This window comes from Hoyosella altamirensis (genome assembly GCF_014191505.1).
Lineage (GTDB): Bacteria > Actinomycetota > Actinomycetes > Mycobacteriales > Mycobacteriaceae > Hoyosella > Hoyosella altamirensis.
Window position 1 is genome coordinate 534004 of the sequence record NZ_JACHWS010000001.1, and the last position, 20144, is coordinate 554147.

Sequence of the window (20144 nt, forward strand, 5' to 3'; positions counted from 1 at the left end):
CTGAACATTTTGCAACTGGGTGGGGTAAATGAGCAAAGAAATCAGCGATGAACTTGCAGCATGGCCGACTGGCAGGCTCCTGTCCGTCGCGGCACGAAAGCTTGAGCACGCGTGGGAGCGAATTCTGGACGAACGCGGTCTGACCCACGCGGGACTGGTCGCCCTTCACTGTGTCGCGCGGGGCGCTCAGTATCAGAGAGAGATCGCAAAGCAGTGTCGCGTGACCGACCAGACGATGAGCCGGACAGTCGAGCGGCTAAGTCAGCTCGGATACATCACCAAAAGCCGCGACGCGCACGATGCGCGCCGGAGCACTATCAAGATCACCGATGGTGGGTACCGGATTTACCGGGAACTGCACGCCCTCGAGCGCGACGATCCACGTCTGGTAGCGGGCCTGCCGGAACACGGCGAGCTCCGCAGGCTCCTTCTGCAACTGCTCGCACATCTAGACACTCTCACTACCGGTGAGGCCGGAGCGGCGCAGATTCGATAGTCTTCGCCGCATGGCGTCAGAGAAGATCCCATCGCAGAGTCCCGATGATTCGATGGGTAAATGGTGGGATCAATATTGCGGTCCGGTTGTCCAGCGGCGAGATGGTACGTCAGCTGTGACAACTATGGATCAGCAACTGCTTGATAGCCGCGGGCCCAATGACTGGGTGCGTACGGACCCCTGGCGCGTCCTGCGGATCCAGGCAGAGTTTGTGGAAGGCTTCGGCGCGCTTGCTGAGGTGCCCCGGGCGGTGTCCGTATTCGGATCCGCGCGATTGCAACCAGGCAGCGAGGATTACGAAGCAGCGCGGAACATCGGCGCAGCACTCGTGCGCGCCGGGTACGCCGTCATCACCGGCGGTGGGCCAGGAGCCATGGAGGCTGCGAATCGAGGGGCCCGCGAGTCCGGCGGCTACTCCATCGGGCTCGGCATCGAATTGCCATTTGAACAGGGACTCAACGAGTGGGTGGACCTCGGTATCAACTTTCGGTACTTCTTCGTTCGCAAGACAATGTTCGTGAAATATGCACAGGCTTTCGTGTGTGTGCCAGGAGGGTTCGGCACGCTGGATGAACTTTTCGAAGCGCTGACCCTGGTGCAGACCAACAAGATCACGAGGTTTCCGGTAATCCTGTTCGGCTCGTCTTTTTGGGGCGGCCTGGTGGACTGGATCCGCGAGCAACTCGCCGGCACGGAGAAGATCGGCGCAACCGACGTCGGTCTCATCCATGTCACGGACAGCGTGGACGAAGTCGTCGAACTCATCGACGCCGCCCAGCAGTTGCTTCACCAGCAAATATCGACAGATAGGCAGTGACAAAGATGAAACGGCGAGGCCAGCTCATGGTGGCCGTGTACTGTGCCTCCGGCCCCGTTCCAGCTGAATACCTCGAACTCGCGGCTGAAGTAGGCGAGGCAATCGGCGATCGGGGATGGGGACTCGTATCGGGCGGCGGCAATATCTCGATGATGGGTGCGGTCGCCACCGCGGCGCGCTCAGCCGGCGCCTGGACCGTCGGTGTGATCCCCAAGGCGCTCGTACACCGTGAGGTCGCCGATACGGATTCCGACGAACTGATCGTCACCGACACCATGCGACAGCGAAAGAAGCACATGGAAGAACGCGCGGACGCGTTCCTGACACTGCCTGGCGGGATCGGAACGCTGGAGGAGTTTACCGAGGCGTGGACCGCCGGGTACATCGGTATGCATCGAAAGCCGCTGGTCGTCCTCGACCCGATGGACCATTTTGCAGGCTTCTTCGACTGGATCAAGTCGCTCGTGCCGAGCGGGTTCGTGAGTCAGCATTCGCTCGACAGGATCCAGATAGCGACGTCAGTTGGGGCCGCGCTTGACCTGTGCGCCACGGACTCTGGTGTGGGACCGTAAGCCGCTAGTCGCTGGATAAGGTCAATAGATGGATTGGGCGATAACTGCAGTCGGTGCACTGCTGGTGTGCACGGTGCTTTGGGACATATTCCATACCTTGTGGCACACAAGCGGCCAGGGGCGGATTGCGCATGTGGTGTTGCTCGCGGTCTGGAAGGCCACCGCGGCGCTGGGCGGGCGCGGGCGCAGGCTCAGTGGCCCGCTAGCCATGTTCGGTGTCATCGGTACGTGGGGCGCGCTTGTGGTACTCGGCTGGGCGCTCATCTACTACCCGCATATGCCGGACAGCTTCAGCTACGAGCTGGGACTGGATCCAGAACGTCCCGGGCAAGCTCTCGACGCCCTGTATATGTCGCTTGTCACTCTTGCGACACTCGGATACGGCGACATCGTTCCGACAGCGGAATGGCTGCGCATCGTGACCCCGCTCCAGGCGCTCGTCGGCTTCGCGCTGCTCACTGCGGCTGTTTCGTGGGTGTTGCAGGTTTATCCAGCGCTCTCGCGGCGGCGAGTGCTTGCGCGGCGGTTGGAGATGCTAGCTGTGGGAGGTCTCGCGGACAATCTCAATGAGATGCATGCGTGTACGGCCGCAAGGGTGCTCGATGAAGTCGCGGCCGGTCTCGCGCAGGTCCGGATCGATCTGGATCAGTATGCGGAGACGTACTACTTCCGCGATGGCGGCGCTCAATCGACCCTTGCCACGAAGCTCGACTTCGTCGCATCGCTCGCCCGTGAGGCGCAACGGGCGGAACTGGCTGACGTGCGGATCTTGGGCCGTGTCCTCGAAGACGCGCTAGACAGGCTGGCTGACCTCATTGATCACCGATTCGTCCGGTCTGGGGGCGATACTGCCGCGGTCCTCGACATCTACGCAGCGCAGCAGCGGGTCTGAGATCACCACCGTGACACGATGGGAGTATGCACTCCCGATGCCCCGCGTTGTCGCCAACACTGTGCGGCAAGCCCGTACCCGTGAACCGGGCTCTCGTGATGGCCATAGTCAACCGCACGCCGGACTCCTTTTATGACCGCGGCTCCACTTTCAGAGACGAGGCAGCCATGGAGGCGGTCCGTCGCGCGGTCGATGAGGGCGCCGATGTCATCGACATAGGCGGCGTGAAGGCAGGCCCCGGACGGGAAGTCGACGAAGCGGAGGAGATGCGCCGCGTAGTGCCGTTTGTCGCTGCGGTCAGGAGCACATTTCCAGACGTCGTCATCAGCGTCGACACATGGCGCGCGAACATTGCCCGCAGGGCATGCGCGGAGGGCGCGGATCTGATAAATGACACGTGGGCGGGCGCTGATCCAGAACTGGCGGCCGTTGCTGCTGAGCTTGGTGCGGGAATAGTGTGCTCGCACACTGGAGGCGCCGAACCGCGTACGAGACCCCACCGCGTGCGCTATGCCGACGTTGCGGCCGCAGTGGCTGAGGAAGTGACCCGAGCTGCCGATCGAGCGTTGTCGGCTGGCGTGCGTGCAGACGGTATCCTGATCGATCCGACACATGATTTCGGCAAAAACACTTTTCACGGGCTCGATTTGTTGCGGCGATTGGACGTTCTTGTGAATTCCGGATGGCCAGTCTTGATGGCGCTGAGCAATAAGGATTTCATCGGGGAGACTCTAGATGTGGGTCTGACCGAAAGATTGGAGGGCACCTTGGCAGCGACAGCTGTAGCAGCCTGGTCTGGTGCGCGAATGTTCCGGGTGCATGAGGTGGCCCAGACGCGGAGGGTTCTCGACATGGTGGCTGCAATAGCCGGAACACGCCCGCCCGCCCGAACAGTGAGGGGTCTCGCATGACAATCACACCGCTGCGCCATGATTGGATGCAGACCAACAGCTGGACTGAGCCGGAGTGGACAGTAGCTGAACTCGTCGCCGCGAAACGCGGCCGGACGGTTTCCGTGGTGCTGCCTGCGCTCAATGAGGAGGACTCAGTTGCTGGTGTGCTCGATACCATCCGCCCGCTGACTGCCGGTCTTGTCGACGAACTCATCGTCCTCGATTCTGGGTCGGAAGATCGCACTGCTGACGTAGCTCGCGCTGCAGGCGCCACCGTGTTCTCACGCGAGGAAGCGCTTCCCGATCTCGATCCGCTTCCAGGCAAAGGTGAAGCGCTGTGGCGCGGTGTGGCTGCAAGCACCGGTGACATCATTGTGTTCATCGACTCTGACCTCATTGAGCCGGACCCCATGTTCGTACCGCGATTGCTGGGACCGCTGCTGACGAGTCGTGGAATACACCTCGTCAAAGGCTTCTACCGGCGGCCACTGCTCGATGGAGGTGCGGAGCACTTTCACGGTGGCGGCCGTGTTACCGAGCTCGTCGCACGACCGATGCTCACCGCGCTGCGCCCGGAGCTTTCGGCGGTATTTCAGCCTCTTGGCGGGGAATACGCGGGCACACGTGAGCTTCTCGAGTCGGTACCCTTTGCCCCCGGTTACGGCGTGGAAATTGGGCTCCTGCTTGACACCTACCATCAATGGGGAATCGATGCGATAGCTCAGGTGAACCTGGGTGTCCGTAAGCATCGCAACCGGCCGCTGACCGATCTCGGCTTCATGAGCCGTCAGATACTGGCGACGATGCTCGAGCGGGTGGGTGTCACGGATTCAGGAGTGGGGCTCACCCAGTACCTGCCGGCCGGAGAGTCGTTTTCCTCAGTGACGTCGACCGTGGCCCTCCAGGACAGGCCCCCTCTCGTGCGCCTTGCGCATGAGCTCCATGATCGGGGCAAGATGAGAGCGTGACAACCGCTCTGCTTTATGTCCTGATTCTCGCCGGGGTCGCGGGTGTGTTCTTCTTGCTCGCCGCGCTCGTTTTCGGGCGCGGCGAAGCGCTGCCACCGCTACCACCGGGCACTACACCAACGGCGCTACCGTTGACCGACATTCGCGGAGATGACGTCCGCGAGCTGACGTTTCAGCAAGCGCTCCGCGGCTATAAGACATCGGAGGTGGACTGGGCGCTCGACCGTCTCGCAGCGGAGATCGACCACCTGCGCGCTGAGCTTGACGAGGCGCGGGAGTCGCGATGTCGCTGATAAACGGGCAAAACCCCGGGCTGCGCTGCCCTTGGGCCCGGGGAGATCCGCTCTATGAGCAGTACCACGATGAAGAATGGGGCAGGCCGCTGCACGGGCGCGATGCGCTCTTCGAACGACTTTGTCTCGAAGCATTCCAGTCGGGGCTGTCCTGGATCACCATCCTCCGCAAACGTGAGGCATTTCGCGCGGCATTCGCTCAGTTTCACGTTGAGACAGTTGCGCAATTCGGTCCGGACGACATCGAACGCCTGCTCAGTGACTCAGGCATTGTCAGGAACAAACGAAAAATTGACGCGTGTGTGAACAATGCCTCCCGTGTTCTTGACCTTGATTGCGATCTCGACGAGTTGTTGTGGTCATTTGCGCCACCAGCGCGTCCGCGCCGTTTGCGCGAAATTGCAGAAATTCCCGCGATAACCGCTGAATCGACGGCAATGGCCAAAGAACTCAAGAGCCGTGGTTTCGCATTCATTGGGCCGACCACCGCGTACGCACTTATGCAAGCGACCGGAATGGTCGACGACCATCTAGAAACGTGCCCGGTACGGGTGAATAGCCCTGCCTGAGCGATTAAGCGCGGCCGGATGTGCGGTGTCGTGCTGCTCGGAACTAAGCTGTTCAGGGGAGAATGAGGAGCGTACAGCGCCAGCGCCCGCGCGGGACAGGTTCCCGGGCACGGCGGCGGCACGATTAGACTAAGTGTCTGACTCGGCTATTCCGCCGTCAGCGGAATGTGCACAGATTTTGGAGGGAGCAGAGATGGCGGCGATGAAGCCCCGGACTGGTGACGGTCCTCTCGAGGCAACCAAGGAGGGGCGCGGGATCGTAATGCGTGTGCCGCTTGAGGGTGGTGGGCGACTAGTCGTCGAGCTAACGCCAGACGAAGCCGCTAATCTGGGAGAGGCGCTGAAGACTGTGACCAGCTGAATTGCTGATCGCCAGCCCCGATCATCTGGGCCCTGTGTTCCGCTGGTTCACCCACTGGTTCACGGGGCCCTGGCATGCGAGGTGAAATGACCGAAGGTCCCGCAATTCCGACGCCGCTCGCTGCAGTGACGTGGATATCGTCTGCCGATACCAAGGAAAGCGCAGCGGCGGAAATAGTCGTTGAGTTCGTGTCGCCCGCGTCGAATCGTCCTGAAGTCGAGATCCCAGGAGATGCGGGCGGCCGCTGGCAGGTGCGTGTCGACCGGCACGCCGGAGACGCCTGCGCTGGTGACGGTATTGAAGACCGGGGCAAGCCCTGGCGTGCGGCGGGCGCCACGCTGATCCGTGCTCTGCGTGAGCGCGCTGCGCGGCGGTCCTCAGGCGGAGTCGACATCGTGCTTACCGTTGATATCGACGACCTATCCATTGAGGCACTGGTGATCGGGCTTGTTGCGGGTTCACATGAGTTGCGCCTCAGCGGGAGTGGGGAGGAAAGGCACCTTCCTCACGTGCGGCTAGTCAGCGAACGTGACGTCAGCAGCGCTGTGCGTCGCGGCAACCTATTGGGCCGTGCCACCGCATTTGCACGGGACCTCGCGAACCTTCCCTCAAATCTGAAAAGCCCCCAAGGGCTCGCCGAATACGCGCGACGCGCACTCGCATCCGCGAATGTCGACTTTCGCGTCAGGGATGAACGCTGGCTGCTGGACCGCGGATTCGGTGGAGTGCTCGCGGTGGGAGGCGGCTCGTCCGAGCCACCGAGGTTCATGGAAATCTCCTGGGCGCCGCCGGAATCGGCTGGTGAAGCACTCCCGCATGTCGTCCTTGTGGGCAAAGGGATTACCTTCGACACCGGCGGAATATCTGTGAAACCGCCCGCGAACATGCACTTGATGAAAACCGACATGGCCGGGGGCGCGGCGGTTCTCGCTGCAGTAAGCGCGATAGCTGACCTCGCTCCGCGCGTACGTGTCACCGCGCTGGTCCCGAGCGCGGAGAACATGCTCTCCGGGAGTGCGTACCGGCCTGGAGATGTGGTGACGCATTACGGGGGACTGACGACAGAGGTGTCGAATACCGACGCGGAGGGCCGCATGGTGCTCGCCGACGCGCTTGCCTACGCGGTTGAGGACCTGGCCCCTGACGTCCTGATCGATATCGCAACACTGACCGGGGCCATGAAAGTTGCACTCGGCATGCGGACTGGTGCTGTATTCACAGCCGACGCCGCACTCGATGCGGCGATTCGCAACAGCGGCAGCGCAGTTGGTGAGCGGTGGTGGCGACTACCGCTATCTGAAGAGCACGCCGAAGCAGTGCGTTCGACGATTGCCGACCTCCGGCAGGCGCCAGGCGGCCCAGGCGCGATCACCGCTGCCCTGTTCCTGAAAGAGTTCGCTGGCGACGCGCGCTGGGTACACCTCGACATCGCAGGCCCAGCGCGGTCTGAGGACGCGTACGACGAAGTGAATCCAGTTGCGAGCGGATTCGGGGCGCGGACCCTCGCAACGTTCGTCGAATGGTGTGCGGAAAACGTGGAACCAGCACGGACCCCACCCAGCCAGCCGTGAGACATCGTGCTTGATACTGCGGTCGAATTACTGATGTGCCCGCACTGCAGCGGGCCACTGCGGAAGTGTGAACGCCAGTTGAAATGCCCGGCCAGCCATTCGTTCGATATCGCGCGCCAGGGCTATGTCACGCTACTCAAGGGGCCGCTGCACGGCATAACTGGGGATACCAGTGGGATGCTCGCGGCCCGGCATGAGTTTTTGAGCGGGGGTCATTATCAGCCAATCCAGGATCACGTCACACAGATCGTCACCGCGCGACACTGTCGAGGTTCCTCATCGCTCGAAGCGTCGCCCGTTGTGGTGGACGTCGGTGCCGGTGCGGGGGATTATCTTTCGGCAGTCCTCGCCGCTTGTCCGAGCGCCCAGGGGATAGGACTCGACGTCTCGAAGTTCGCCGCACGCCGTCTCGCGCGCCACCATGTGAGAAGCTGCGGGGTCGTTGCGGACACGTGGCGACAGATCCCGCTACGTGATGGAACTGCGGACGTCGTCTTGTCTGTTTTTGCGCCGCGCAACGTTCCGGAGATCGCGCGGGTTTTGCAGGAAGAGGGCACCTGGATTGTTGTCACACCCACGCCACAGCACCTGCGCGAGCTAACTTCCGTGCCGGGCGTCGTGAGCGTTCATGAAGATAAGGCGGGCAAGCTTGCCAGCCTTGCAGCGGCGAGATTCGCGCTGGATGAGCGGCGCCGCATCGAATTCCAGTGCGCGCTTACCACCGCCGCCGCTGAACTGCTGCTCGCAATGGGTCCAACAGCGCATCATCTCAACGACGCCGAGCGGCACCGCGTCATTGTGTCCGCCGCTGAGGCGGCGAATAGCGGCCGGGACGCGGATGCGGCCTTCTCCGTGACAGTTTCAGTTGACGTGTCCGTATTCACGCAGACGTGACCTAGCCTCGCCGTGCCGAAGGTTGGCAAGCTCTGCACGCGACGATAGGTTGAGAAGCGTGAGGAGTCAGCCGCACGTTCTCGGGATCGTTCTCGCTGGCGGTGAAGGCAAGCGCCTCTATCCGCTGACCGCAGACAGGGCTAAACCTGCCGTGCCTTTCGGCGGTGCGTACAGGCTCATCGATTTTGTGTTGAGCAACCTAGTTAACGCCGGCTATCTGAAGATTTGTGTCCTCACGCAGTACAAGTCCCACTCCCTCGATCGCCATATTTCGCAGAACTGGCGCCTGTCTGGGCTGGCGGGCGAGTACATCACTCCTGTCCCCGCCCAGCAGCGGCTCGGTCCTCGCTGGTACACGGGAAGTGCGGACGCGATCTTTCAGTCGATGAACCTCGTATTCGATGAAGACCCGGAGTACATCGTGGTGTTCGGCGCTGACCACGTATACCGCATGGACCCGGAACAGATGGTGGCGCAGCACATCGAATCTGGTGCCGGAGTCACCGTCGCGGGCATTCGCGTGCCGCGAGCCGAAGCGCGGGCTTTCGGCTGCATCGAAGCGGACAGTTCAGGCCAGATCACCCAGTTTCTCGAGAAACCGGCTGACCCGCCAGGTACACCGGACGACCCGAGCGTCACCTTCGCCTCGATGGGCAATTACGTCTTCAGTACGAAGGCGCTCGTCGACGCGCTGCGAAGCGACGCGGAAGATTCGGACTCCGACCATGACATGGGTGGCGACATCATCCCGATGCTCGTGTCGCGGGGCGAAGCTGCGGTCTACGACTTCAACGACAACCACGTGCCAGGTGCGACAGAACGCGACCGTGGCTACTGGCGGGACGTCGGCACCATCGATGCCTTTTACGACGCTCATATGGATCTGGTATCGCCGCAGCCCGTGTTCAACCTCTACAACCGTCGCTGGCCTATTCGCGGCGCAGCCGAGAACCTCGCTCCAGCCAAGTTCGTCGAGGGTGGGATTGCCCAGGAGTCCGTTGTCGGTGCGGGTAGCGTGATCTCCGCGTCGGTTGTCCGGCAATCAGTCGTGAGCTCGAATGTCATCGTTGACGCTGGCGCCACCGTTGAAGGCAGCGTGCTCATGCCAGGAGTGAGGATCGGGCGTGGAGCTATCGTGCGCCACGCAATACTCGACAAGAACGTCGTCGTCGGTGAAGGCGCAATTATCGGGGTGGATCAAGAGAAGGACCGCGAACGATTTGCCGTCAGCCAGGGCGGCGTCGTCGCAGTCGGAAAAGGCGTCTGGGTCTAGCGCCTGAGCTTCGTCGAGGCTCGCGCAGGCTTGGTTACTTTCGCGCCGCGCAGAGCAGGCCTTCGCCAAGCGGAATGAGGACGCTAGTCAGGGTCTCATCGTCCGCTATCAGTTGTGCTGCCTCCCGGGCACTGAGTGCCGCCGCGTCCTGCTGGCTAGGATCACCAACACGCCCACCGAGCATGGAGGCATTGACGACGAGAGCCCCACCTGGCCTGAGCAGCCTGGTGCTTGCAGCAACATACTGCGGCTGATCGACGACATTTGCGTCGATGAAGACAAGATCGTACGACGCGTCCGCGAGCCGTGGGAGCACGTCGAGTGCTCTGCCGTTGATCAGACGGGTTCGCGTGGACGAAATGCCCGCTTCCTGAAATGCGCGGCGTGCGGCCCGGAGATGCTCCGTGTCGGTGTCGATCGTCGTCAGGACGCCGTCGGCGCGCATGCCACGCATCAGGCACAAGCCACTCACGCCAGCGCCCGTGCCGATTTCGACGACAGCGCGAGCATCCGACAGTCGCGCAAGAAGGGCAAGCGTCGCGCCGATCGCAGGCGTGACCGCGCGTGCACCGAGATCGTCGGCTCGCTCGCGGACCGCGCGGAGGACGTCGTCCTCGATCGTTGACGATTCGGCGTGGGAGAGCATGAGGTCGGCATTTGCAAGCACGGCTTCGAGGTTATCGCCAGATCAGCAGGTAATTGTGGCAGGCGCGCGGAAAAAGGTTTCTCAGGCTGTACTCAGGGCACTCATAGTACGTGCACATTCGGGCCGGCGAGAGTGACAGATCAGAGTAGGACCGGTGCGACTGCACAACGCGATGCGCAGGCGTTCAGGCGACTGGACGTTTCCGGCATCGCCCGAGCGGGAATAATCTCGGCGAAGCCGGAGGTTGACACTGACAATGATGTCGCGTGACAGTGGTCTTGACGGGGAGGCGGCACAAAGCTTGATGCGCGTACTGGGCTCGGGAGCGAGCAAAAAGAGAGCCTCATCGACGGGTGAGGAAGCCGAAGTTCACAACACTGATATGGACCCGGACCTGTCAGGCACGGGCGCATTCGACGCGTCCGACGGGCAGGTCCCCTTGCCGAGCTGGGATGAACTCGTCCGCGAACATGCCGACCGCGTGTACCGGCTCGCCTACCGACTTTCCGGTAATGCTCACGACGCCGAAGACCTGACCCAAGAAACCTTCATCCGGGTTTTCCGCTCATTGTCGAGTTATCAGCCGGGCACGTTTGAAGGCTGGCTGCACCGAATCACCACTAACTTGTTCCTCGATATGGTGCGCAGGCGAAGCCGGATCCGGATGGAAGCGCTGCCCGAAGACTACGAACGCGTGCCCTCGGGCGGTCCTGATCCGGAGCAGATTTACCACGACTCGCGACTCGACCCGCACCTGCAGCGGGCGCTTGACGGACTCGCTCCGGACTACCGTGCCGCAGTGGTCTTGTGTGACATCGAAGGGCTGTCCTATGAGGAGATCGCCGCAACACTCGGTGTGAAGCTCGGAACTGTCCGCAGCCGGATTCACCGCGGACGCCAGGCGTTGCGTGAAAACCTCAGGCAGATGGGTGTGCTGGGCACTCAGGGGCTGGCACCTACCTCTGTGTGACGGGATGGCGGGAGCAACTTTCGGTACTGTGGAGAAGCGCGCGACCAAGTATTCTGGCGTACCTTGGATAGAGCAGAAGTGATCGAGGAGGTGTGATGGTGTCACCAGGCGGCGTGCCGCGCCGAATGTTTGGCTGGAGGCTTCCGTCCTTCTCCGCTTGGAGTGCAGGTTCGGGGTTTCCGGCGTCTATGTCTCCGATCTCCCCAGCATCGACCCAGCGTGCTCCACGTCAGCGCGCGTTTCGGGCTACCGAGCACCTCGCTCACGAAGCGATCGCCGCGTATGTCGACGGGGAACTGCCGATGTCTGCCTATCTCAGGGCTGGCGCGCACCTGTCGATGTGTGATGAGTGCCGCGATCAGGTGAGCGCGCAGATACAAGCCAGGTCCGCACTGCGGCAATCCGGACCCGTAGGAGTTCCCGAGTCATTGCTGAGTGTGCTCTCGCAGATTCCTGCCAGTGCTGCACTGCGCTCGGAATTTCCGGGCTCCGAATTTCCTGTGGCGTCACCCACCGAATCCGCGCAAGCTCGGCGGAAGCGCCGGTAAGGGTGCCAGCGCCAGTGAGAGTGGCAGCGCTCGCCGTTGCCCGCCCCGCCGAAAGTGCTGCCGCGCCGCTAGTGGGGCGTGGCGAAAGATCGAGAAGACTGGGTGGCTAGTGGACGACGGTGATATCGGGCGGTCCCGCGATCGCAGCGATCGCCCCCGGCTGGAGCCCCGCCCGATCTCGAGTCCGGAGGTTGACCCCCAAACGCAGCGGGTGTTCCGGCGGCCGGACGGAGTGTCTGGTTCGTTTACTCCTGCGAACGCCCGCGAACGCGAGACTCCTGAGATTCAGATTCAACCGGCCGATCCAGTGCTCGCTGAAGCATTCGGCCGCCCGCCTGACACTTCTGAGCAGTTGCAGCGCCCACCCGAGCAGCACGCTAGCCCGCACGAGGAGCTGACTCAGTCAGATCCCTGGCGGGATCCAGACTCCGCTGTGCAACTGGGGTCCCCGGCGCGCGAGACGGTGGCAACGGATCCAGCGGATCAGCCTCCGGCACCACGGCTCACCGCACGCGATGTCTTGTTCGGTCGCCGGGTATCAGTGCGCGGGCTCGCTCTACTCGGAGCGATCGCATTAGTCATCGGCCTGTCTGGCGGCCTGCTCGGCAGGTTGACGGCTGAAGTCTACGAAGCGCGGACCAGTTCACGCGTGACGATCGCGCAGCAATCATCGGACGGGGACAACCCACTAGGTCCGATCTCTGCGGTCGCGCGAGCTGTCACCCCGGCGGTGGTCTCCATCCGTGTCCGGGCAGGAAATCAGTCAGCCACGGGTTCCGGTGTCGTGATTGACGGAGACGGATACATCGTCACGAACAACCACGTGATTTCGATGGCTGCGCGCGGTGGTGACACCGAAATCGAAGTCCTCTTCTTCGATGGCAGCAGAGCGCCGGCAGACATCGTTGGCCGTGACACTCGCACAGATCTTGCTGTCATCCGGACCTCAGCGGACAACCTCACCGTCGCTGACTTCGGCACATCCGAGTCCGTGCAGGTGGGGGAAGAAGTTCTCGCAATAGGTGCACCGCTCGGACTTGATCGCACGGTGACCAGGGGAATTGTCAGCGCACTCAACCGTCCAGTTCCTCTCATTGGGGAGGGGACTGACACAGACGGCGTGATCGACGCAATACAGACGGATGCCTCAATCAACCCAGGCAACTCCGGTGGACCGCTCGTCGACCTTGAGGGACGAGTGATAGGAATCAACACGGCCATTCGATCCGCGACGGGCGGTTCGATTGGCCTGGGCTTCGCGATCCCGTCTGACATTGCCGTAGCCGTAAGCGAGCAGCTCATTCGCGACGGACGGGCAGAACACCCGAGTATCGGGGTTACCGCTCGAACTGTGGCAAATGAGGCCGCAACGGGCGCCGAGATCGCCAATGTCAACAGCAACAGCCCTGCCGAACGTGCCGGAATCAGGGAGGGCGATGTCATTGTCCGAGTCGGCGAGCGCGAGGTATTCAGCGCCGACGAGCTTTCAGTCGCGGTGAACAGTCTCGCGATCGGTGAGACGGTCACGTTGCAGCTGATCAGAACCGGCAGACTGATCGATGTGGAGATCACCCCCGAGGCTCTGCCGTGAGGAACGGGGCAAGCTCTCTCACATGGCGTTCGTTCCTCTTGCGAAGCAAGTAAGCTAGCAACGTGTTCAGCAACATCGGTTGGGGCGAGATCTTCATTCTCATGGTCGCTGCCCTTGTCATCCTGGGACCTGAGCGGCTTCCTGGCGCCATGACCTGGACCGCTCGCGCGTTGCGTCAAGGACGCGATTACGTTGCCGGTGCGAGTAAACAGATCCGTGACGAGATGGGCACCGATTTCGATGATTTCCGTGAGCCTCTCAACGAGTTGCGCAACCTTCGCAACATGTCGCCGCGGGCAGCAGTGACGAAACATCTACTCGACGGTGACGACTCGATTTTCACAGGGAACTTCGACTCCCCAGACCAGGCCTCTTCTGGTGCGGCGGGCCGAAAACCTGGCGGCAGCAAGCCTCAGATGAATCCAGAGAAAGCGCCTCTCAGCATGAATGAACAGCCACCCATCGACACGGATGCGACGTGATATGCAGAACAACCGGCTGCTCATGGTGTGGGCTGTGCTCGTGTCACTCGTGGTAGTGCTCTCTGTCCTGTCGTTCCTGATCAACAATTGACCTGATAAAGGCTGCGGTTTCGCCGACGGCCTGCTGAGCCTCGGGTACCAGATATACCATGGCCGGAAAAGCATGGAGCTGCTGAGTCCATGCATGAACCTCTACGCGCACCCCGCGGCGGTGAAGTTCACGCCCGAACTCGTAGATATCCGCGGCGAGAAGCTCATTGTGCGCAGCGGTGAGGAACACCGGCGAGGTGATGAGGTCAGACGCATGAAGCGGGGACAGGACGCCCTCGACGGGAACCTCCCCAGACAGCCAATGCCGCCGGACCCGCACGACCCGCCTGGCTGGGAGGTACGCGTCCTTCGCTGGCCGGGCCACGTGGTAGCGCTCAGGGAACATCGACAGCAGCGGAGAAAAGCCGATGAGTCCGTCCGGGACTTGCAGGTCCCGCCGCGCGGCCAGTTCACCTACCTTCATTGTCAGGTACCCGCCTGCCGAGTCACCCGCTACGAAGATCTTGCGCGACGGCCGCACTGTCTCGGTTAACTCCTCGTACGCTTTGATGGCGTCAGCTATCGACGTGCCTACGCCGCCGTCCGGCAGTTGCCGGTACGCGACCGACACGACATCGGCATCAACAGTCAGTGCGAGCGCGGTACAGATCGGGCGGTGCGTCCCGAGACCGCCGAAATAGAATCCGCCGCCATGGAGGTAGAGGATGACCGGCCGGTTTGCTTTGGGCGGGGAGTTCCGGGGCGACACCCATTCCGCCGGGCAGCCGCCCAGTTCAGCTGGCGTGTACGTGCACCGGGAGGATTTTCCGCGCGCAGTCAGACGACGATCAACGCGTCCCGATAGCGCGACGATCAGCGAGAAGCCGAGCACCCCGAGCGGCCACAAAAGGAAGAGGGGCCGGACGAACAACCAAGTGCACCACCAGATCACCCGTGATCGCGCACTCGGCGGACCATGGTGCACGGTGAAGGCGCTGCCGTCCTCATCCGCAGTAGAGGCAGCGTCGGAAGGATCATCATAGGAGATTCTGTCGGCCTGCACCGTGCCTCTCCCTTCTCGCTGCCCGAGTGGTGCTGGGTCAGCTCAGATGCCGCGTGGTGTCGATGCCCAGCGACATCCCAGCGAGCCCGCGCTGCCTTACGGCGAGCTTCTCAGCGATAGCGAGCAAAGCCTCGCCGGCCGCGGAGTCAGGGTGGCTCAGCACGATCGGCATTCCGGCATCGCCGCCTTCCCGGATCGCGGGATCGAGGGGCACCTGGCCGAGTAGCGGCACGCTCGCACCGATGGATTGAGTCAGCCGGTCCGCCACCACCTGGCCGCCGCCGGAGCCGAAAATATCCATGCGCGTGCCGTCAGCTAGTTCGAGCCACGACATGTTCTCGATGACGCCAGCGACGCGTTGCCGCGTCTGCAAAGCGATAGCGCCCGCGCGTTCCGCCACTTCCGCGGCCGCCTGCTGCGGAGTAGTGACAACGAGGATCTCAGCGCCAGGAATCAGCTGTGCGACAGAAATCGCGATGTCCCCTGTGCCGGGCGGCAAGTCGAGCAGGAGGACGTCCAGATCACCCCAGAAGACGTCGGCAAGGAACTGCTGCAGAGCACGATGCAGCATTGGCCCCCGCCAGACCACTGGAACGTTGCCAGTGGTGAACTGGGCAATCGAGATGAGCTTCACCTCATGCGAAATGGGCGGCAGGATCATCCGCTCGACTTGTGTTGGTTTCGCGTCAGTCCCAAGCATGCGCGGGATCGAATGCCCGTAGATATCGGCGTCTAGGACGCCCACGGAAAGTCCCCGTGCCGCGAGGGCAGCGGCGAGGTTGACGGTGACGCTGGACTTTCCGACGCCACCCTTTCCGGAAGCGACCGCGTACACGCGCGTAAGTGAGTTCGGCTGAGCGAAGGGAATGACCGGCTCCGCGGAGTCACCGCGGAGCTTCTTTCGCAGCTCGCTGCGCTGCTCATCGTCCATGACGTCAAGGGTGACGCTCACATCGCGTACCCCAGGAACGTCCGCTGCAGCCGACGACACGCGGTTCTCGATTTCAGAACGCATGGGGCACCCGGACACCGTGAGGTATATGCCGATCGCGACATCACCATCGCCGGTGATGTCGATGCTTTTCACCATGCCAAGTTCAGTTATGGGCTTGCGGATCTCGGGGTCTTGCACCCGGGCAAGCGCTGACCGGATGGCCGATTCAGTAAGTTGGGACATCACCATCGATCATAGGCGCCGCCCCCAGCGTGCGGCGACTTGCCCGTCAGCTGGGGGCGGATTCCTATCACGGGAATGGGAGCCGGAGGTCGGGGAGACCGGGAATTTCAGGCAGCGACGGTGGCGGCGGAGGCGGTGCCCCCTCGTCACCCTGACCTGGCCCGGGCTGCGGAGCGCAGAAGATCACGCAGGGGACCTGAGGCGGCGGTGGAAGCATCTCGGCCAGCTCGTCGAGTGGGTTCCGTGGGCGGTCCTCATCGCGGGTCTCATCCTCGTCCCCGTCGTCGAGTTCGCCATCCTCACCGCGTCGCAACTCGTCGATCAGCGAGGACATCGGGTCCCTAGCTGCGTCCGCGGAAGGATCTGGCAACTCCCAGGGAAGTGCGCCGGCTGGCGGCAGATCGGTCGGGGTGGGAAGTACACCGGTCGCGTAGGCGGTTGCCCAGTTCCGCACGTTATTCAGGTAGCTGCGCGATGCGTTGTAACGCAGGATGGCTCGCTCCTGGTTGCCGGCCACGGTGAGATCCCCGCCGGCGTCGCACAGGTACTTCGCCGCCGCGACCGTCGCGTCGTAGACATTGTGAGGATCCGCCTGGCCGTCACCGTTGCCGTCGGTGGCGTACATCCGCCACGTGCTCGGTATGAACTGCATCGGGCCGACAGCACGGTCGAACTGGCTGTCGCCGTCAAGTGCGCCGCCGTCGGTATCACGGATCACGGCAGTATTCGGTGTGGTCCCATCCAGCCGCGGACCCAGGATCGGACGCAGTGTGCGCCCGTTTACGTCAACCGCGCCCCCAGATGCGTGCCCCGACTCAACGTGTCCAATGCCTGCAAGGAGGGTCCAGGAGATGCCGCACGAGGGGCGCAGTGCCTCCATCTGGGCTGCAGCTTTCTTGTAAGCCTCGAGCATGACAGCGGGAATCGCGAACGCCCCCAGGTTCACTGTCACATTGTTCAGAGCTTCACCCACGGCAAGGTTGAGGCCCTCAAGCAGGTCTTCCCCTGCCTGCTGGGCAATCGCGTCGGCTGCGACCGTCTGCTGGCTGCGCAACACTGTCGGATTGCGCAGTACGGGCGTCACCATGCCAACAGACGAGTCGTTGTAGGCGGCTGCTGCGGCGTGGCTGATCTCGACCTCATGCACGGCCTGCGCGGCCGTGTCGGACGATTCAAGGTCTGATGCTGCTGCAACCCCGAACAGCCCGGCCGGGAGCAGACCGGCCATCGCGAGAACGCTGCTGCGGCGGTTGCGTGACGTGTCGCGGCGCTTCTTCGTCGGCACTGGCGAATTCCTCACCTTCGTTGTCAAAACGTGACTAACTTTACATACACGTTGCCGAGTTGCGCGCATCGATTGACCAAGTTGATCCGCGGTCCGGTCAACTCTCAGGAACTAGGCCGTACCATTGGTCTGGATCTGTCGGTTTTGCGCCGAAGATCCGGATGTCACGCGTGGGATTAGAGTCACAGTTGAGCACTGGCTGGCACTTCCCGCGTGCGCTGTGCGTTATCGGGAAAGAAGCAACTATTCGGGACGGCAGGCCGTGCTGCGCAGACCGGCCGAAAGCCTCATCACCCTCGAGGAGAGTGACGATGACAAGTCCGCTTAGCGGGGCGAAGAAGTTTGGGCTGCCCACCCCGCCAACTGGATGGCCTATTGGCGCGTACCCGACCTACGCTGAGGCACAACGTGCGGTTGATTATTTGTCTGACCAGCAGTTCCCGGTGCAGGACGTCACCATTGTCGGAGTCGACCTCATGCAGGTCGAGCGGGTCACCGGTCGGCTGAACTGGCCACGCGTGATCGGTGGGGCGGTGGTCACCGGTGCATGGATCGGCGTTTTCATTGGTCTGCTCATCGGAATCTTCACTGGGCAGTTGCTCGAGCCACTCGTCACCGGAATCTTCTTCGGCGTCCTGTTCTGGGTAGTCATGCAGGCCGTCCAATATGCCGCCTCGCGCGGACAGCGCGATTTCCAGTCGACGATGCAACTTGTAGCAGGCCGATACGACGTGTTATGCAATCCGACGAATGCGGAGCGGGGGCGTGACTTGCTCGCGCGCCTAGCGGGGGGCCACTGAACCATGTCCGCGCGTGATCTGCCAGCCCGAGTGCGGGCTCACATCACAACTGAACTTGCGATCGGCGAACCCGCGGCCGCGTCGGTGACCTTCCTGGGCGTGGAACCCATCGAAGTCTTGCGTTTCGGCCCCGCGCCCGGCGGCCTCGTCTACTACGCGACGTGCGGCTGCAGCCAGCAACCCATGGGCGATCCCGCGGATATCATGGCCGACCCGGTGCGTGGCCCGCGCGCGGAGGTTGTCATGCGACTGCGCGGCGGAGTCGACCAAGTCCTTCGCCCGCTCGCCGTGATCGCCGCTTCGCCCGGTGTTGAAGGATTGATCCTCGCGGAAGATTCCCTCATCGACCTGAGTGAGCCGTTGTGGCCCGGTGCAGCGTTCACCGCAGTGGTCCTGGGGCGCAGTGAGGTGCAACCGCTCACTCTGTCGGATCCCATGTCACCTATCGAGTTCTTCGATGCGGTGCCGATTACCTCGACGGAAGCGGCGTGGGTGCGCCTGCGTGGCGTTCCAGCGCTGCGGGAAGCCTGGGCAGAGGCGTCGATCGACACGACTGACCCCGCTCGATCTGCAGTTCGGATGACGTGACGATGTGGAGTGGGATGATGCGGAGATGACGCGCATCGATCTGCACACTCATACGACAGCGTCGGATGGCACAGACTCCCCGGCACAGCTGATCGAGAATGCTGCTGCTGCCGGAATCGACGTGCTCGCCCTGACTGACCACGACACGACGTCGGGATGGGATGAGGCTGCCGCGGCCTTGCCTGCGGGAATGGTGCTGATCAGGGGCATGGAGATGTCGTGCGTCGGCAGGGGAGAAGACGGATATCCCGTTTCCGTCCACTTGCTGGCGTATCTATTCGACCCGAACCATTCTTCGCTTGCTGCCGAGCGGAAACGGCTACGTGAAGCGCGGCGCGCACGCATCGCAACCATGGCGGAACGGATGCAGGCGGACGGACTCCCCATCGATGCCGAACGGATTCTCGCGGAAGCGGGGCCAGCGGTTGGGCGTCCACACCTGGCCAGAGCCCTCACAGAAGCGGGCGTCGTCTCATCGGTGCAGGAGTCCTTTCAGCACTTGCTTTCGCCGCGCGGTCCTTACTACGTGCCGATGCGGAACACCGATCTCGGCTCTGCGGTCGCAATGGTGCGAGAAGCAGGTGGAGTGCCTGTCCTCGCCCACGCCCGAGCAAGTGCGCGGGGCCGGCTTGTCGACCTCGAGCACATTGAAAACCTCGCGGAGAGCGGCGCGCTCGCCGGGCTCGAGATCGACCATCCAGATCATTCGGCGCCTGACCGTGAGCTCCTGCTTAAGATCGCGCACCGCTACTCGCTGATCATGACGGGCTCGTCGGACTATCACGGAGCGAACAAGCACATCAGGCTGGGCGCCTTCACGACGGCCCCCGCTCAACTCGATGCCATTGTCGCCGCGGGCACCGGCGTCGAGGTCGTAGTGGGAGAGTGAGAGTGGTGTACGAGAACACGCAGAGCTTGCATGGGTACGGCCAGCAGGGTGCGGTCGCCGCGCGCGACGGAATGGCTGTGCGGGCGTTCCGTGGTCTGTCCGGGGCCCTGGCCGCTGGGCTCGCGGTGCTGACGATCGTGGTGGTTGTCGTGAGCCACTACGCTCCCGAGCGGGGCCTTGCCGGGCCGGGATCGGCGTCGGTTTTCTGGCACGTTACTGGCGGTGTGGTTGCTGTGGCGGCGCAAATCGTCGCTGACCGGACTCGTGGTCTGCTCGCTTTCCTCTGGAGCGTGATCGTTATCACTACAGTGGGTGTTGTTCTCTTCGCGCAATGGTGGAGCTGACGGCGTCCCCTGTTCAGCGCCCGCTCACCACGGACGAGGTATGGCTGTGAGGCGCGCAACCTGTTGTGCTGGCGAGTTGCCAGGTTGATCCGGCGCTGGCGGCGGTGGCAGACTGTGAATGCTTGCGCCACA

Annotated in this window: 24 protein-coding genes; 20 read left to right on the top strand and 4 right to left on the bottom strand. The window is 62.7% G+C overall.

Going from position 1 to position 20144, the window contains the following annotated elements; genetic code table 11:
* The first annotated feature begins 28 nt into the window (after positions 1-28).
* From FHU29_RS02620 to glgC, 12 genes are all read left to right on the top strand, one after another.
* Positions 29-496 carry a MarR family winged helix-turn-helix transcriptional regulator gene (locus tag FHU29_RS02620; protein ID WP_064439735.1) on the top strand — a complete coding sequence of 156 codons (468 nt, stop codon included), beginning with the start codon at positions 29-31 and terminating at the stop codon, positions 494-496.
* 52 nt (positions 497-548) lie between these two features.
* Entirely contained in the window at positions 549-1313 is a 765-nt protein-coding gene (locus tag FHU29_RS02625; RefSeq protein WP_064439848.1) for an LOG family protein, read from the top strand.
* A 5-nt stretch (positions 1314-1318) separates the two neighbouring features.
* Complete coding sequence (locus tag FHU29_RS02630; protein ID WP_064439847.1) at positions 1319-1885, top strand: LOG family protein; 567 nt, start codon at positions 1319-1321, stop codon at positions 1883-1885.
* Between the two features lie 28 nt (positions 1886-1913).
* Positions 1914-2777 (top strand): potassium channel family protein, encoded by an 864-nt coding sequence (locus FHU29_RS02635; protein WP_064439736.1) that lies wholly within the window; start codon positions 1914-1916, stop codon positions 2775-2777.
* A gap of 26 nt (positions 2778-2803) precedes the next feature.
* Positions 2804-3688 (top strand): dihydropteroate synthase, encoded by an 885-nt coding sequence (gene folP, locus FHU29_RS02640; protein ID WP_064439737.1) that lies wholly within the window; start codon positions 2804-2806, stop codon positions 3686-3688.
* A complete protein-coding gene (locus FHU29_RS02645) occupies positions 3685-4638 on the top strand; it encodes a glucosyl-3-phosphoglycerate synthase (protein ID WP_064439738.1) in 954 nt (317 codons plus the stop codon). Before folP ends, FHU29_RS02645 begins: the two co-directional genes overlap by 4 nt.
* The gene (locus FHU29_RS02650; RefSeq protein WP_064439739.1) at positions 4635-4931 is read left to right on the top strand and encodes a DivIVA domain-containing protein; all 297 of its coding nucleotides are present in this window, start codon (positions 4635-4637) and stop codon (positions 4929-4931) included. Before FHU29_RS02645 ends, FHU29_RS02650 begins: the two co-directional genes overlap by 4 nt.
* On the top strand, positions 4922-5500 hold the full coding sequence (locus FHU29_RS02655) for a DNA-3-methyladenine glycosylase I (protein WP_064439740.1): 579 nt from the start codon (positions 4922-4924) through the stop codon (positions 5498-5500). The genes FHU29_RS02650 and FHU29_RS02655 overlap by 10 nt, the downstream gene beginning before the upstream one ends.
* A gap of 193 nt (positions 5501-5693) precedes the next feature.
* Positions 5694-5861, top strand: coding sequence for a DUF3117 domain-containing protein (locus tag FHU29_RS02660; RefSeq protein WP_013808139.1), 168 nt, complete (start codon positions 5694-5696; stop codon positions 5859-5861).
* Between the two features lie 86 nt (positions 5862-5947).
* On the top strand, positions 5948-7432 hold the full coding sequence (locus FHU29_RS02665) for a leucyl aminopeptidase family protein (protein WP_232322924.1): 1485 nt from the start codon (positions 5948-5950) through the stop codon (positions 7430-7432).
* 6 nt (positions 7433-7438) lie between these two features.
* Entirely contained in the window at positions 7439-8326 is an 888-nt protein-coding gene (locus tag FHU29_RS02670) for a putative RNA methyltransferase (RefSeq protein ID WP_064439742.1), read from the top strand.
* 58 nt (positions 8327-8384) lie between these two features.
* On the top strand, positions 8385-9599 hold the full coding sequence (gene glgC, locus FHU29_RS02675) for a glucose-1-phosphate adenylyltransferase (RefSeq protein ID WP_064439743.1): 1215 nt from the start codon (positions 8385-8387) through the stop codon (positions 9597-9599).
* Positions 9600-9633: 34 nt separating this feature from the next.
* Here the strand turns inward: glgC and FHU29_RS02680 are convergent, their stop codons facing one another.
* Positions 9634-10266, bottom strand: a complete 633-nt coding sequence (locus FHU29_RS02680) for an O-methyltransferase (RefSeq protein WP_064439744.1) — start codon at positions 10264-10266, stop codon at positions 9634-9636.
* Positions 10267-10501: 235 nt separating this feature from the next.
* Between FHU29_RS02680 and sigE the strand changes: the two genes are divergently transcribed.
* From sigE to tatB, 4 genes are all read left to right on the top strand, one after another.
* Positions 10502-11215, top strand: a complete 714-nt coding sequence (sigE, locus tag FHU29_RS02685; RefSeq protein ID WP_423785860.1) for an RNA polymerase sigma factor SigE — start codon at positions 10502-10504, stop codon at positions 11213-11215.
* A gap of 95 nt (positions 11216-11310) precedes the next feature.
* Positions 11311-11763, top strand: coding sequence for a zf-HC2 domain-containing protein (locus tag FHU29_RS02690; RefSeq protein WP_064439745.1), 453 nt, complete (start codon positions 11311-11313; stop codon positions 11761-11763).
* A gap of 109 nt (positions 11764-11872) precedes the next feature.
* The gene (locus tag FHU29_RS02695) at positions 11873-13354 is read left to right on the top strand and encodes a S1C family serine protease (protein ID WP_232322925.1); all 1482 of its coding nucleotides are present in this window, start codon (positions 11873-11875) and stop codon (positions 13352-13354) included.
* Positions 13355-13416: 62 nt separating this feature from the next.
* A complete protein-coding gene (gene tatB / locus FHU29_RS02700) occupies positions 13417-13836 on the top strand; it encodes a Sec-independent protein translocase protein TatB (protein WP_064439746.1) in 420 nt (139 codons plus the stop codon).
* Positions 13837-13879: 43 nt separating this feature from the next.
* Here tatB and FHU29_RS02705 read toward each other — a convergent pair whose 3' ends face one another.
* The 3 genes from FHU29_RS02705 to FHU29_RS23595 form a co-directional block, all read right to left on the bottom strand.
* The gene (locus FHU29_RS02705) at positions 13880-14929 is read right to left on the bottom strand and encodes an alpha/beta hydrolase (RefSeq protein ID WP_064439747.1); all 1050 of its coding nucleotides are present in this window, start codon (positions 14927-14929) and stop codon (positions 13880-13882) included.
* Between the two features lie 37 nt (positions 14930-14966).
* The gene (locus FHU29_RS02710; RefSeq protein WP_064439851.1) at positions 14967-16106 is read right to left on the bottom strand and encodes an Mrp/NBP35 family ATP-binding protein; all 1140 of its coding nucleotides are present in this window, start codon (positions 16104-16106) and stop codon (positions 14967-14969) included.
* A 67-nt stretch (positions 16107-16173) separates the two neighbouring features.
* On the bottom strand, positions 16174-17391 hold the full coding sequence (locus tag FHU29_RS23595) for a lytic transglycosylase domain-containing protein (protein ID WP_064439748.1): 1218 nt from the start codon (positions 17389-17391) through the stop codon (positions 16174-16176).
* Positions 17392-17702: 311 nt separating this feature from the next.
* Between FHU29_RS23595 and FHU29_RS02720 the strand changes: the two genes are divergently transcribed.
* From FHU29_RS02720 to FHU29_RS02735, 4 genes are read left to right on the top strand one after another with little or no spacing between them, the layout of a single operon-like run.
* Positions 17703-18191: a YflT domain-containing protein gene (locus tag FHU29_RS02720; RefSeq protein WP_064439749.1), complete on the top strand. Its 489-nt coding sequence runs from the start codon at positions 17703-17705 to the stop codon at positions 18189-18191.
* 3 nt (positions 18192-18194) lie between these two features.
* The gene (locus tag FHU29_RS02725; RefSeq protein ID WP_064439750.1) at positions 18195-18779 is read left to right on the top strand and encodes a suppressor of fused domain protein; all 585 of its coding nucleotides are present in this window, start codon (positions 18195-18197) and stop codon (positions 18777-18779) included.
* A 25-nt stretch (positions 18780-18804) separates the two neighbouring features.
* A complete protein-coding gene (locus FHU29_RS02730; protein WP_064439852.1) occupies positions 18805-19668 on the top strand; it encodes a PHP domain-containing protein in 864 nt (287 codons plus the stop codon).
* Between the two features lie 2 nt (positions 19669-19670).
* Positions 19671-20012 carry a hypothetical protein gene (locus FHU29_RS02735; protein ID WP_083962236.1) on the top strand — a complete coding sequence of 114 codons (342 nt, stop codon included), beginning with the start codon at positions 19671-19673 and terminating at the stop codon, positions 20010-20012.
* Positions 20013-20144 lie beyond the last annotated feature (132 nt).

What these genes read in the sequence shown, in the direction of transcription:
- FHU29_RS02620 (WP_064439735.1), top strand. Translation starts at nt 29, where the DNA reads ATGAGCAAAGAAATCAGCGATGAACTTGCAGCATGGCCGACTGGCAGG.
- FHU29_RS02720 (WP_064439749.1), top strand. Translation starts at nt 17,703, where the DNA reads ATGACAAGTCCGCTTAGCGGGGCGAAGAAGTTTGGGCTGCCCACCCCG.
- FHU29_RS02655 (WP_064439740.1), top strand. Translation starts at nt 4,922, where the DNA reads ATGTCGCTGATAAACGGGCAAAACCCCGGGCTGCGCTGCCCTTGGGCC.
- sigE (WP_423785860.1), top strand. Translation starts at nt 10,502, where the DNA reads ATGATGTCGCGTGACAGTGGTCTTGACGGGGAGGCGGCACAAAGCTTG.
- FHU29_RS02645 (WP_064439738.1), top strand. Translation starts at nt 3,685, where the DNA reads ATGACAATCACACCGCTGCGCCATGATTGGATGCAGACCAACAGCTGG.
- FHU29_RS02730 (WP_064439852.1), top strand. Translation starts at nt 18,805, where the DNA reads ATGACGCGCATCGATCTGCACACTCATACGACAGCGTCGGATGGCACA.
- FHU29_RS02725 (WP_064439750.1), top strand. Translation starts at nt 18,195, where the DNA reads ATGTCCGCGCGTGATCTGCCAGCCCGAGTGCGGGCTCACATCACAACT.
- FHU29_RS02660 (WP_013808139.1), top strand. Translation starts at nt 5,694, where the DNA reads ATGGCGGCGATGAAGCCCCGGACTGGTGACGGTCCTCTCGAGGCAACC.
- FHU29_RS02625 (WP_064439848.1), top strand. Translation starts at nt 549, where the DNA reads ATGGGTAAATGGTGGGATCAATATTGCGGTCCGGTTGTCCAGCGGCGA.
- FHU29_RS02635 (WP_064439736.1), top strand. Translation starts at nt 1,914, where the DNA reads ATGGATTGGGCGATAACTGCAGTCGGTGCACTGCTGGTGTGCACGGTG.
- FHU29_RS02665 (WP_232322924.1), top strand. Translation starts at nt 5,948, where the DNA reads ATGACCGAAGGTCCCGCAATTCCGACGCCGCTCGCTGCAGTGACGTGG.
- FHU29_RS02710 (WP_064439851.1), bottom strand. Translation starts at nt 16,106, where the DNA reads ATGTCCCAACTTACTGAATCGGCCATCCGGTCAGCGCTTGCCCGGGTG.
- FHU29_RS02630 (WP_064439847.1), top strand. Translation starts at nt 1,319, where the DNA reads ATGAAACGGCGAGGCCAGCTCATGGTGGCCGTGTACTGTGCCTCCGGC.
- FHU29_RS02690 (WP_064439745.1), top strand. Translation starts at nt 11,311, where the DNA reads ATGGTGTCACCAGGCGGCGTGCCGCGCCGAATGTTTGGCTGGAGGCTT.
- folP (WP_064439737.1), top strand. Translation starts at nt 2,804, where the DNA reads ATGCACTCCCGATGCCCCGCGTTGTCGCCAACACTGTGCGGCAAGCCC.